Source organism: Buttiauxella sp. BIGb0552, from assembly GCF_004366275.1.
Classification (GTDB): Bacteria; Pseudomonadota; Gammaproteobacteria; order Enterobacterales; family Enterobacteriaceae; genus Buttiauxella; species Buttiauxella gaviniae.
The window spans coordinates 85,512-99,273 of the sequence record NZ_SODY01000008.1 but is presented as its reverse complement, the minus strand read 5'-3'; the positions used below and the strand labels follow the sequence as shown (position 1 = coordinate 99,273).

8 protein-coding genes are annotated in these 13,762 nt (G+C 50.0%); 4 read left to right on the top strand and 4 right to left on the bottom strand.

Annotated features, from left to right (window positions below; all coding sequences use genetic code 11):
• Positions 1–76: 76 nt before the first annotated feature.
• A complete protein-coding gene (gene aroP / locus EDF88_RS21065) occupies positions 77–1,438 on the bottom strand; it encodes an aromatic amino acid transporter AroP (protein WP_134187047.1) in 1,362 nt (453 codons plus the stop codon).
• A 703-nt stretch (positions 1,439–2,141) separates the two neighbouring features.
• On the opposite strand from aroP, the gene pdhR reads away from it, so the two are divergent.
• From pdhR to lpdA, 4 genes are all read left to right on the top strand, one after another.
• The gene (gene pdhR / locus EDF88_RS21060; RefSeq protein ID WP_064516235.1) at positions 2,142–2,906 is read left to right on the top strand and encodes a pyruvate dehydrogenase complex transcriptional repressor PdhR; all 765 of its coding nucleotides are present in this window, start codon (positions 2,142–2,144) and stop codon (positions 2,904–2,906) included.
• 149 nt (positions 2,907–3,055) lie between these two features.
• Positions 3,056–5,719 carry a pyruvate dehydrogenase (acetyl-transferring), homodimeric type gene (gene aceE, locus EDF88_RS21055; RefSeq protein ID WP_134187045.1) on the top strand — a complete coding sequence of 888 codons (2,664 nt, stop codon included), beginning with the start codon at positions 3,056–3,058 and terminating at the stop codon, positions 5,717–5,719.
• A 15-nt stretch (positions 5,720–5,734) separates the two neighbouring features.
• A complete protein-coding gene (gene aceF / locus EDF88_RS21050; RefSeq protein ID WP_134187043.1) occupies positions 5,735–7,618 on the top strand; it encodes a pyruvate dehydrogenase complex dihydrolipoyllysine-residue acetyltransferase in 1,884 nt (627 codons plus the stop codon).
• Positions 7,619–7,771: 153 nt separating this feature from the next.
• Positions 7,772–9,196: a dihydrolipoyl dehydrogenase gene (lpdA, locus tag EDF88_RS21045; protein ID WP_034460910.1), complete on the top strand. Its 1,425-nt coding sequence runs from the start codon at positions 7,772–7,774 to the stop codon at positions 9,194–9,196.
• 48 nt (positions 9,197–9,244) lie between these two features.
• On the opposite strand, the gene EDF88_RS21040 is transcribed toward lpdA, so the two are convergent.
• The 3 genes from EDF88_RS21040 to EDF88_RS21030 all read right to left on the bottom strand — a co-directional run bounded on the left by EDF88_RS21040 (position 9,245) and on the right by EDF88_RS21030 (position 13,754).
• Complete coding sequence (locus tag EDF88_RS21040) at positions 9,245–10,093, bottom strand: DUF2950 domain-containing protein (RefSeq protein ID WP_134187041.1); 849 nt, start codon at positions 10,091–10,093, stop codon at positions 9,245–9,247.
• Between the two features lie 12 nt (positions 10,094–10,105).
• Positions 10,106–11,830, bottom strand: a complete 1,725-nt coding sequence (locus EDF88_RS21035; protein WP_134187038.1) for a DUF3300 domain-containing protein — start codon at positions 11,828–11,830, stop codon at positions 10,106–10,108.
• Positions 11,831–12,092: 262 nt separating this feature from the next.
• Positions 12,093–13,754: a carbohydrate porin gene (locus EDF88_RS21030; RefSeq protein WP_134187036.1), complete on the bottom strand. Its 1,662-nt coding sequence runs from the start codon at positions 13,752–13,754 to the stop codon at positions 12,093–12,095.
• Between the last annotated feature and the right edge of the window lie 8 nt (positions 13,755–13,762).

Genomic DNA, 13,762 nt, shown 5'->3' with positions numbered 1-13,762 from the left:
AAGAATATGTGAAGCAGATAACAAAGCGCCCCGGTGAGCCAAAGCTCGCCGGGGCGCTTATTTAAAGAAGAATGGCTTAAGCTTTAACGCTCTTCAAGTTCTTCTGTTTGATGAAGTAACCGATACCGAGAACGACTACCCATACTGGAATCAGCCATACGGAGATAGCCATGCCTGGAGTTATCGCCATAATCACCAATACTGCCGCCATAAACAGCAGGCAGACGTAGTTACCCAATGGATAGAACAGGGCTGGGAAACGCGTTTTCACGCCCTGTTGTTGTTTAGCACGGCGGAACTTCATATGCGCCAGGCTAATCATCGCCCAGTTGATGACCAGTGCAGACACCACCAGAGCCATCAGCAGGCCAAAGGCTTCCGCTGGTGCCAGGTAGTTGATCAGTACACACAGAGCGGTGAACAGAGCAGATACCAAAATGGTATTCACTGGAACGCCACGTTTATCAACTTTCTGCAGTGCTTTCGGTGCGTTGCCTTGTTGGGCCAGGCCAAACAGCATACGGCTATTGCAGTAAACACAGCTGTTATAAACAGACAGTGCGGCGGTCAGAACAACAACGTTAAGTGCGTTTGCAACAAAGGTATCGCCCAGTTCATGGAAGATAAGGACAAACGGGCTGGTGTCTGCGGTAACGCGAGTCCATGGCATCAGAGACAACAGCACTGCCAGGGAACCCACATAGAAAATCAGAATACGGTAGATAACCTGGTTGGTTGCTTTCGGAATGCTAACCTGTGGGTTATCTGCTTCCGCAGCAGTAATCCCAACCAGCTCCAGACCGCCGAACGAGAACATGATAATCGCCATCATCATCACAAGTCCGGTCCAACCGTGTGGCAGGAATCCACCTTGTTCCCATAAGTTGCGCACTGTCGCCTGTGGGCCTGCGTGGTCACTAAACAGCAACCATGCGCCAAATACGATCATAGCGACAACCGCGATGACTTTGATAATCGCGAACCAAAACTCCATCTCACCAAATACTTTTACATTAGTGAGGTTGACGGCATTGATGACGACGAAGAAGACCGCGGCAGATGCCCAGGTTGGGATCTCCGGGTACCAGAACTGAATGTATTTACCAACTGCAGTAAGTTCTGCCATGGCAACGAGTACATACAGTACCCAGTAGTTCCAGCCAGAAGCAAAACCTGCGAATCCGCCCCAGTATTTGTAAGCAAAATGGCTAAATGAGCCAGCTACCGGCTCCTCAACGACCATTTCACCTAACTGGCGCATGATCAAGAAGGCAATAAAGCCTGCAATCGCATAACCAAGAATAATCCCCGGCCCGGCGGATTGGATGACAGACGCACTGCCCAGAAACAGGCCTGTCCCAATAGCTCCACCTAGCGCGATGAGCTGGATATGGCGGTTTTTAAGGCCGCGTTTCAGCGTGTCGCCTTGTTCCATCATTTAACCTCGTGTGGTCATTTTCAGGGCGCTGGCCGCGCCTCTGTAAGTTTGTAATTCCGTAATGTGTAGTCTTTATTTTACGGTTTTGAATTCCAGTATTTTGCGCATTGGACTACCGCAGCGCAAAGAATAGTGGTAAGTGCCAGTGTTTGCACCTGCTTTCTATTACTGCCGTGAATAGTTGAATAAAAAAAAACCAGTTGTTCTCCCGCCCGAATTATTTATTCCGCCTGTTATTTCTCCACGTTAAGCGAATTTGTTGAATTAATATTCATATTTTAAAGTGATGAATCGGTTCAAATTGCAAGAAAAGGCACTTTTTGCTGTTTCGTAAACGTTAAATACGTCTGTGTGTGAGTAAATGTGACATTTGTGCAAAGTTACAGCTTTGAAACGTCATTTCTGTAATGTTGTTAAAATGTGCCTGGTTTAATGATTTCAATCAAAACCAATATGGACAGAAGGTGAATACTTTGTTACTTTAGCGTCAAGAATGTGAAATTGGTCATACCAATTGACTAGCCCCAGATGATTTGAAGTCTGAAGGGGATATACCCCAAATAATTCGAGTTGTGGGAAGGCGGCAAACGAGAGAGTCCCGGTGAGCTTACCTAAGTAAGTGATTCGGGTGAACGAGAGCAGCTAAGGCACCAACAACTTGAAGTATGACGGGTATAGGGCTAATGGCAGAGACAGGGAAAAAATGGCCTACAGCAAAATCCGCCAACCAAAACTATCCGATGTGATTGAGCAGCAGTTGGAGTTTCTCATCCTCGAGGGAACCTTGCGTCCCGGCGAAAAACTCCCACCAGAGCGCGAATTGGCAAAACAATTCGACGTATCTCGTCCTTCACTACGCGAGGCCATTCAGCGTCTCGAAGCGAAAGGACTCCTGCTTCGTCGTCAGGGCGGCGGTACTTTTGTCCAGAACAGTCTTTGGCAAAGTTTAAGCGACCCGCTGGTCGAACTGCTGTCTGACCATCCTGAATCCCAGTTTGATCTGCTTGAAACCCGCCACGCCCTTGAAGGTATCGCTGCCTATTACGCTGCATTGCGTGGTACAGACGAAGACCTCAAACGTATTGGCGACTGCCATTTAGCCATTCAAAAAGCGCAAGAGTCCGGCGATCTGGATGCAGAATCCGATGCGGTTATGCAGTATCAAATCGCCGTGACGGAAGCCGCCCACAACGTTGTGCTACTACATTTGTTGCGCTGTATGTCACCGATGCTCGAACAAAACGTTCGTCAGAATTTTGAATTGCTCTATGCGCGCCGTGAAATGCTGGCGCAAGTGAGCAGCCATCGCGCCAGCATTTTTGCGGCGATTATGGCTCGCCAGCCGGAGCAGGCGCGCGAAGCGTCGCACCGTCACCTGGCATTTATCGAAGAAATATTGCTGGATCGCAGCCGCGAACAGAGTCGTCGAGAACGTTCTCTGCGGCGCTTACAGCAACGTAAGGAATAAGAGTCTGAAATTTCAGATTCTCAAAAGCGCCAATTTTTAGAGCGCGGCAACTAAACGCAGAACCTGTCTTATTGTGTTTTTCCAAGGAAAATACAATGGGACAGGTTCCAGAAAATCAACGTATTAGACACAGATAAGGAATACCACCCATGTCAGAACGTTTCCCAAATGACGTGGATCCGATCGAAACTCGCGACTGGCAACAGGCGATCGAATCGGTCATCCGTGAAGAAGGTGTTGAGCGCGCACAGTACCTGATTGATCAGTTACTGAGCGAAGCCCGTAAAGGCGGAGTAAAAGTTGCAGAAGGTTCTGCTGCCCGTCAGTACGTAAACTCCATCGCCGTTGAAGATGAACCGGAATACCCGGGGAATCTGGAGCTGGAACGCCGTATTCGTTCTGCTATCCGTTGGAACGCCATCATGACTGTCCTACGAGCGTCTAAAAAAGACCTCGATCTGGGCGGCCATATGTCCTCTTTCCAGTCTTCTGCAACCGTGTATGACGTGTGTTTCAACCACTTCTTCCGCGCGCGCAATGCGAAAGATGGCGGCGATCTGGTGTACTTCCAGGGCCACATCTCCCCAGGCGTATATGCACGTGCTTTCCTTGAAGGCCGCCTGACTGAAGACCAGATGAACAATTTCCGTCAGGAAGTTCACGGTAATGGTCTGTCCTCTTATCCGCACCCTAAATTGATGCCTGAATTCTGGCAGTTCCCGACCGTATCTATGGGTCTGGGTCCAATTGGTGCAATCTATCAGGCTAAATTCCAGAAATACCTGGAACACCGTGGTCTGAAAGACACCTCCGCACAGCGCGTTTACGCGTTCCTGGGCGACGGTGAGATGGATGAGCCAGAATCTAAAGGTGCGATCACCATCGCTACCCGTGAAAAACTGGACAACCTGTGCTTCATCATCAACTGTAACCTCCAGCGTCTGGATGGCCCAGTAACCGGTAACGGCAAAATCATTAACGAACTGGAAGGTATCTTCGCGGGTGCTGGCTGGAACGTTATCAAAGTGATTTGGGGCTCTCGTTGGGACGAACTGCTGCGTAAAGATACCAGCGGTAAGCTGCTGCAGCTGATGGGCGAAACCGTTGACGGCGACTATCAGACCTTCAAATCCAAAAACGGCGCTTACGTACGTGAGCACTTCTTCGGTCGTTATCCAGAAACTGCTGCACTGGTTAAAGATATGTCCGACGATGAGATTTGGGCACTGAACCGTGGCGGCCACGATCCGAAGAAAATCTACGCTGCACTGCGAAATGCACAAGAAACCAAAGGCAAAGCAACTGTAATCCTTGCTCATACCGTTAAAGGTTATGGCATGGGTGAAACTGCCGAAGGTAAAAACATCGCGCACCAGGTTAAGAAAATGAACATGGATGGCGTGCGTTATGTACGTGACCGTTTCAATGTTCCAGTGACCGATGCGGAAATCGAAAAACTGCCTTACATCAAGTTCGAAGAAGGCAGCGAAGAGTACAAATATCTGCATGGCCAGCGTGAAAAACTGAACGGCTACCTGCCGACGCGCCTGCCAAAATTCACCGAGAAACTGGAACTGCCAACACTGGCTGACTTCAGCTCTCTGTTAGAAGAGCAGAACAAAGAAATCTCCACCACTATCGCTTTCGTTCGTGCCCTGAACGTGATGCTGAAGAACCCGTCTATCAAAGACCGTCTGGTTCCAATCATTGCCGATGAAGCGCGTACTTTCGGTATGGAAGGTCTGTTCCGTCAGATTGGTATTTACAGCCCGAACGGCCAGCAGTACACCCCGCAGGACCGTGAGCAGGTTGCTTACTATAAAGAAGACGAGAAAGGCCAGATCCTGCAAGAAGGTATCAACGAGCTGGGCGCAGGTTCTTCCTGGCTGGCTGCTGCGACCTCTTACAGCACCAACGATCTGCCAATGATCCCGTTCTACATCTACTACTCCATGTTCGGTTTCCAGCGTATCGGCGACCTGTGCTGGGCAGCGGGTGACCAACAGGCGCGTGGCTTCCTGGTCGGCGGGACTTCCGGTCGTACCACACTGAACGGTGAAGGTTTGCAGCACGAAGATGGCCACAGCCATATTCAGTCTCTGACTATCCCTAACTGTATCTCTTACGATCCTTCTTACGCTTACGAAGTTGCAGTCATCATGCATGACGGCCTGGTGCGTATGTACGGTGAAGCGCAAGAGAACATTTACTACTACATCACTACGCTGAACGAAAACTACCACATGCCAGCCATGCCAGAAGGCGCGGAAGAAGGCATCCGTAAAGGTATCTACAAACTGGAAACAGTTGAAGGTAGCAAAGGTAAAGTTCAGCTGATGGGTTCTGGTTCTATCCTGCGTCACGTACGTGAAGCAGCACAGATCCTGGCTAAAGACTACGGTGTTGGCTCTGATGTATTCAGCGTAACTTCCTTCACTGAACTGGCGCGTGATGGCCAGGATTGTGAGCGCTGGAACATGCTGCACCCAACTGAAGAACCACGTGTACCGTACGTTGCTCAGGTTCTGAGCGATGCACCAGCAGTGGCATCTACTGACTATATGAAACTGTTCGCTGAGCAGATCCGTAACTTCATCCCAGCAAGCGATTACCGCGTACTGGGTACTGATGGCTTCGGTCGCTCTGACAGCCGCGAAAACCTGCGTCACCACTTCGAAGTGGACGCATCTTATGTGGTTGTTGCAGCACTTGGCGAACTGGCTAAACGTGGCGAAATCGATAAGAAAGTGGTAGCTGACGCTATCATCAAATTCAACATCGATGCTGATAAAGTCAACCCGCGTCTGGCATAAGAGGTAAAGAATAAAATGGCTATCGAAATCAAAGTACCGGACATCGGTGCAGACGAAGTTGAAGTTACCGAAATCATGGTGAAAGTGGGCGACAAGGTTGAAGTTGACCAGTCCATCATCTCCGTGGAAGGTGACAAGGCTTCAATGGAAGTCCCTTCTCCGCAAGCAGGTGTGGTCAAAGAGATCAAAGTTGCGGTTGGTGACAAAGTTGAAACCGGCAAACTGGTTATGATTTTCGAATCCGCCGAAGGTGCAGCGCAAGCTGCACCAGCTCCGGCTGAAGAGAAGAAAGAAGCAGCGCCAGCAGCGGCTCCGGCAGCCGCCGCAGCAAAAGAAGTGAACGTGCCAGACATCGGCGGTGACGAAGTAGAAGTGACCGAGATTATGGTTAAAGTGGGCGACAAAGTAGAAGCAGAGCAATCTCTTATCACCGTTGAAGGTGACAAAGCTTCTATGGAAGTCCCGGCACCGTTCGCGGGCGTGGTAAAAGAAATCAAAATCAACACTGGCGACAAAGTGTCTACCGGTTCCCTGATTATGGTCTTCGAAGTAGCAGGTGCTGCACCGGCTGCTACAGAAACTAAAGCTGAAGCGGCTCCGGCTGCTGCACCTGCGGCTTCTGGCTCTAAAGAAGTCAATGTCCCAGACATCGGCGGTGACGAAGTTGAAGTGACTGAAGTGATGGTTAAAGTGGGCGACAAAGTTGCTGCTGAACAATCACTGATCACCGTAGAAGGCGACAAAGCCTCTATGGAAGTCCCGGCTCCGTTCGCGGGTGTGGTTAAAGAGATCAAAATCAATACTGGCGACAAAGTGTCTACCGGTTCTCTGATTATGGTCTTTGAAGTGGAAGGCGCATCGCCTGCTCCAGCAGCTAAGCAAGAAGCAGCAGCTCCGGCTCCTGCGGCGGCAGCTCAGAAACCAACTGCGGCACCAGCGCAGGCTTCCGGTAAAACTGAATTCGCTGAAAACGACGCATATGTTCATGCAACTCCACTGATTCGCCGTCTGGCGCGTGAGTTCGGTGTGAACCTGGCGAAAGTGAAAGGGACTGGCCGTAAAGGTCGTATCCTGCGCGAAGACGTTCAGGCTTACGTGAAAGATGCTGTTAAGCGTGCAGAAACTGCACCAGCTGCGGCAACTGGCGGCGGTCTGCCAGGCATGCTGCCATGGCCGAAAATTGATTTCAGCAAGTTCGGTGAAATCGAAGAAGTGGAACTGGGCCGTATCCAGAAAATCTCTGGTGCTAACCTGAGCCGTAACTGGGTGATGATCCCGCACGTTACGCACTTCGACAAAACTGATATCACCGATCTGGAAGCATTCCGTAAGCAGCAGAATGACGAAGCGGCCAAGCGCAAGCTGGACGTGAAGTTCACTCCTGTAGTGTTCATCATGAAAGCGGTTGCAGCTGCTCTTGAGCAAATGCCACGCTTCAACAGCTCCCTGTCCGAAGACGGTCAGAAGCTGACGCTGAAAAAATACATCAACGTCGGTGTTGCGGTTGATACGCCAAACGGTCTGGTTGTTCCCGTCTTTAAAGACGTGAACAAGAAGAGCATTAGCGAGCTGTCTCGCGAACTGATGGCTATCTCCAAGAAAGCTCGTGATGGCAAGCTGACTGCTGGCGAAATGCAGGGCGGTTGCTTCACTATCTCAAGCCTGGGCGGTATCGGGACGACTCACTTCGCACCAATCGTTAACGCGCCAGAAGTGGCAATCCTTGGTGTCTCCAAGTCTGCTATCGAGCCAGTCTGGAATGGTAAAGAGTTCACTCCGCGTCTGATGATGCCAATGTCTCTTTCCTTCGACCACCGTGTGATCGACGGTGCTGATGGTGCGCGCTTTATCACCATCATCAACAACACGCTGGCCGACATTCGCCGCCTGGTGATGTAAGCCAAAAAGCCGGCCTTGCGGTCGGCTTTTTTCTGGTAATCTCGTGATGTAGTTCGAGATTATCTGATGCAAAGGACAATTCGCTTGCCATTTTTGTTTCAAAATTGTTAACAATTTTGTAGACTGCAGGCGGAAAATAATAAAGAGGTCATGATGAGTACTGAAATCAAAACTCAGGTCGTCGTACTTGGGGCAGGCCCGGCAGGTTATTCTGCTGCATTCCGTTGCGCTGATTTAGGTCTGGAGACCATCATTGTAGAGCGTTACAGCACCCTCGGTGGTGTTTGTCTGAACGTTGGCTGTATCCCTTCTAAAGCCCTGCTGCACGTTGCTAAAGTTATCGAAGAAGCGAAAGCACTGGCTGAGCACGGCATCGTTTTCGGCGAGCCGAAAACTGACATCGACAAAATTCGTACCTGGAAAGAAAAGGTTATCAACCAGTTGACTGGTGGCCTGTCCGGTATGGCAAAAGGTCGTAAAGTTAAAGTGGTGACTGGCCTGGGTAAATTTACCGGCGCTAACACCCTGGTTGTTGAAGGTGAAAATGGTCCAACGACTATCACTTTTGATAACGCAATTATCGCGGCGGGTTCTCGTCCGATTCAGCTGCCATTCATTCCGCATGAAGATCCACGCGTATGGGATTCTACCGACGCACTGGAACTGAAAGCCGTACCAAAACGCATGCTGGTTATGGGTGGCGGTATCATCGGTCTGGAAATGGGTACTGTGTACCATGCGCTGGGTTCAGAGATTGACGTGGTTGAAATGTTCGACCAGGTTATCCCAGCAGCTGACAAAGACGTGGTTAAAGTCTTCACCAAACGTATCAGCAAGCAGTTCAACCTGATGCTGGAAACCAAAGTGACTGCAGTTGAAGCCAAAGAAGATGGCATCTACGTCACCATGGAAGGCAAAAAAGCTCCAGCTGAACCACAGCGTTACGACGCGGTTCTGGTTGCTATCGGCCGCGTACCTAACGGTAAGCTGCTGGATGCTGGTGCTGCTGGCGTTGAAGTTGATGACCGTGGCTTCATTCGCACCGACAAGCAAATGCGTACTAACGTGCCGCACATCTACGCTATCGGCGACATCGTCGGCCAGCCAATGCTTGCTCACAAAGGTGTTCATGAAGGCCACGTTGCCGCTGAAGTTATCGCCGGCATGAAGCACTACTTCGACCCGAAAGTGATTCCTTCAATCGCCTATACCGAACCAGAAGTTGCCTGGGTGGGTCTGACCGAGAAAGAAGCGAAAGAAAAAGGCATCAGCTACGAAACCGCCACCTTCCCGTGGGCTGCATCTGGCCGTGCTATCGCTTCCGATTGCGCAGACGGTATGACCAAACTGATTTTCGACAAAGAAACTCACCGTGTTATCGGTGGTGCGATTGTCGGTACTAACGGCGGCGAGCTGTTGGGCGAAATCGGTCTGGCTATCGAAATGGGTTGTGACGCAGAAGACATCGCGCTGACCATCCACGCGCACCCGACTCTGCACGAGTCTGTAGGTCTGGCTGCTGAGATCTTCGAAGGTAGCATCACCGATCTGCCAAACCCGAAAGCGAAGAAGAAGTAATCGCTTGATGGTAAAGAAAAAAGCGGCTTAGGCCGTTTTTTTATTGGGTCATTGCTGCTCTTGCTGCCAGCTTTCATCCGGGTTGAACTGTGTTATCTCTTTCACTTTTTCAGCCGTCTGCTCGCCCAAATCCTTCTGATACACCAGCCCCTGGTTATTCACCATAAAGGTGGTCACCCCCGTTTCGCCATATTCAACAGGCCAGGCGACTAACGCAAAGCCATCAGCCATTTTCCCGTCAGTTATATAGTTCTTTTCGCCGCCCGGAGCCTGAGCCCCCTGCGCGGTCAGAATGCGGAAATGATAACCGTGATAACCCATACCAGGTTGCTCAGGGCTGAAGCTTGGGCCGAGTGGGCTTGGCTCTTCACCGGGTGTCACTGGCCAGTACAAGCCATCTTTCTTACCTTCGCTGCTGACAAACTTCTGCGCGTATTGTTGGTCGAGCTGATAGTAGTCTTGCTGTGCCGCTACATAGGCATTTATCGCCTGAATTGCGGACAGTTCGTTAAGGCCGACGGTACGCGTGTGTATTTCATCTGCGGCGCGTTTCATATCGAAATGCCATCCAGCTTCAGTTTTCACGATAGGGATCGGCAACTGCCAGTTTTCCTGCCCGACATTCAAATGGGCCGTTTCCCCTTTTTCCTCGATGTTATGACTCACTTTCCAGTCGCGAATAAAACGGGCGACAGCTTCCGGGTCGGCTTTTTCATCCGGCAGATAGTGACGCCAGTTATCGCCCAGAACTTCGGTTAGCGCGGCTTCATCCTGGCTTATCACGGCATTGGCAAACGAGTTTGCCGCAAGCTCAGGAGTGGTGAATTGCTGTTGGGCCTGAACAAAAGCAGGCAGCATAAGCATTACTAATGCACTTAACTTCATACGATTTTTCATGATGCCTCCTTATTAACGGCGATGAATTTCACGGCTTCCCGAGCTACGTTCTCTGGACCCGCTCCGTTGTTCGCGGTTTGCCGATGATCGATTCAAACTTTGTTGTCCACGCTGGTTTTGCGCCTGCCAGGAAGGGGAGCGGCTATCATTACCGCTAAATGCATTTGGGCGTGTGGATGCTGTGCGATGCGTCTGGCTCAGATTGCTACTGCTACGATGTTGCTGAACTGTCTCACGTCGCTGTTGCTGCTGTTGTGACGTCTGACGGTGCTCTTGCGTTTTCACATTGTCGCGACGCTGCTGCTGTTGCGCTGTTGGGTTATGCAACTGAGTTTTAGCGGTGTCCCGACGTTGTTGAGTGGTGGATTGATTGAACTGTTGTTTCGCTGCATTGCGGCGAGAATCCGTATTTTGCGAATCATAACCGCGGTAATTGTTGCGTTGGGCTATCTGGTTCAATTGTTGCGATGAAGCCTTACGTTGTGTATCGCGGGAAGCCAACTGCGGAGCTGCCGCATCAATTCTGCCTTTGTTTTGCTGTAACTGTGTGGCTGCGGCTTGCCGCTGGGCATCACGGTTAACGGGCGCGCTTCTTTGCGTAGCACTTAAACCACCTGCGACGTTGGTCTGATGGTAGCGTTGGGCAACGTTACTGTTGTTATAAGGAACGCCATTGCGATAAGTCGGGTTATGCTGCCAGCCCACATTACGACCTTGTAGATTTTGCCCGGAAATTCGGTTGAACTTATTGACGTCAATGTTGATGTTATTGTCGCCGTTGCGCTCATACCCGCCGCCACCATGGTAGTCATGGTGATAATCGTCATCATCCCAGTCCAGGTTACTAAACAGAGCGTAAGTAGTGGCAATACCCAGGCTGAATCCCAGACCATTGACAAAACTGTTGCCGAACTGTTCTCCCGGAGGGGGCGGAAGATAGGTCGGTGGATACGCCGTGTTTGGCCAGGTACCGTATACCGTCGATGGGTTATAGCTCGGAACATAAACCACTTGCGGATCTGTCGGCTCGATTTTAATCACTGTTTCTGCTGGTGCCGCTGCCACGGTTTTGGATGAAGATGAGCTGCTACTGGCAGGCGCTGCCACCGTCGTATTTTGGTTAACCGTGACTGGCGCAGTAGTAACTGTTTGCTGTGGAGTGGTTTTCAATGAGCCGGTTTGTTGTGCCAGCAAACGTAATTTCTGCACTGAATCCATCACATCTTTAGGCTGCGCTAAAAATGCATCCCCCAGATTTTGCACCCATTCCGGGTTTTCACCCATCAGAGCCAATAGCGGCGGGAAGGCCACGAGAGATTTTACACTCGGGTCCCACGGCTGGTTGGCGACAGCCTGGATGGCTGCGTCACCTTGTTGCTTCGGATTATCACGGGACCATTGCACCGCCTGCACTACGTTTGCGGGATACGTCGACGCCATCAAGACTTGTGATAAAAGTTGGTCAGGATAGAGCGCAATTGGTGCAACCCATTGGTCGAGTTGTGCCGTAGTGTAAGTAGGTGGTGCGACTGCTGCGGTAGTTGCCACAGGCGCTGGTGTCGCGGTCGGAGCTGGAGCAGTTGGTGTTACTGGGGCTGCTGGAGCTGGTTGTGCAGTCTGAGCTGCAGGCGTCGGTTCACTCGTCGTCTGACTTTTTACATACAGAAGACCAGATGCCGCTAAAATTCCGGCGCTGCATATGAGGGCAAGAATATGAGGCTTGAAGGGCAACTTCATTTAACTTCTCCTGGTATTCAGAAGTAGAGAGTTATGCCGGTACGCGGCGGTTTCTGGCGAGTATATGGAGCTGATAGTTTAATTTTTGACTTAAACGGTGATTCTTGCCGGAAATGTTGCTCGAAAGCGTGAAATATTATTTCGAGCTGCGCTGAATGCGCATTGCGAGGGTGTTTGTAGGGGACTGTGGCGACTGTGTAAAAAAGGGCTTAGGTATTTACGCACCTACGCCCTGTGTTACTTCACGATATCTTCGGAATCATTACCACCAAACTTCTGCCTGAACCCCAGCCATAAACTCATTGTTGCTGTTGTCATTAAACTTGAACTGCGAAAGCTCGTTATCCAGGATATTAAGGTAGGTTCCGTAAAAACGAATCTCCGGACGTGAGCCTAGCAAACTTGGCCCGACCTTGAGCGCGTGGTAAAGCGTTGTTTTAAAACCTGACTCTTTCAGATTAACGCCTTGTTCAGTTTTATTTTTCTGGGCAAACCAGCTTAATTCCACACCGGTCTGATTCCAGGTATCCCAAATCCATGCAGGGCGAATAACAGCGCGAAGGCTGTTGAAATCGCTATGGGCACCGCTCTCATAGCTGTAGATATCTTCGCCATGTGCCCAGACTAACGCGTTCGCCATGATGATTTGGTCTGCCAGGTACATTTCGCCCTGTGAAATCAGACGCCAGGCGATACCGTCAGAATGGTCGCCATAGTAATAACGCCCGGCTGCCATCGAGTTGCTGGCTCCGGAGAAGTTGGCAAAGCTGCTGGCATAAGAGTTGTTGGCGACCTGAAGTGTGAACTCATTAAAGGAACCGCGAGGAAGATTCTGGCGAACAATGGCAGTCGTCATCCAGGTATCCTCCAGTTTAAAGAAGGAACCATTGTCTTCATTGGTTTTCTGGTCATCTGTTTTATTGGCAAATGCATATTTGCCCATCAGTGAGAGTGAACCATCCTGCCAGAGAGGGATATTACGGTAACGTAAGTCCACGGAATTGGTGTTCATCTGTGTCGTGTGGCTGAAATCACGCGAGTAAACATCTACGTCATTACGACTTACGGAAGCATCGAGTTGTCCTGGCCCCAGATCCCAGTTTTGGATACCTACGGCTGCGGCAACATCGGTTGTAAGTGTTTTCCAGTCGAGCATCTGAATTTCATATTCAGGTAGTTTATGTTTACCTACCCAGAAATCGGCTTCTTGTGCAAAAGGAAGGAAGCCTCTGGTCGTCAGGAAGATGTCGCTGAATTGCAGAATATTTTCATTATCGCTGTCGCCAAACCAGGCATCATTATATTGCTCACCCACATTACCATCGTAGGTGACGATAGCGTTGGCTGTCTTCCCATCCTGGTTATATACCCGCTGGTTCAGAGTTAAATCGAACCAACCGCTCATCTCGTTACCAAAACGCCCCAGTGAACCTGCAGCATAGGTTTGCGCCGATCCACGGTTAGAGGCAGCCCAGCCTGAGCGGAAGTAACCCTGGTAGCTAAAGCCGATATCATCTTTAATAAATTTACTGATATCTTTCAGTGTGACGCTTTCAACGCTGGTTTTTCCACCTTCATGACTTATCACAGCCACTTTCTGTGTTGCTTTCACTGAAGTTGGAGCTGAAATATCACCCACCGGTTTATTCTCATTGGTAATATTATCCGCTGCCGGTGATAACTCGGTTTGAGTTGCCTGAGCGATTTGTGGTGGAGTGTTTTTTTCTAAACTCGCCACTTTATTTTTATATGTAGCTAATTCCTTCTGTGTTTTATTTAATTCAGCTCTGTTTTCTAATAATTGATTCTCAAGAAGTTCGAGGCGCTGCTCAACTGTTAATTTAGCCGCCAGAGAATTTGATGAGGATAAAGCCAGAAGTATTGATAAAGATAATAAACTAACCTTCAATGGTCTTGAATACATGTGACACC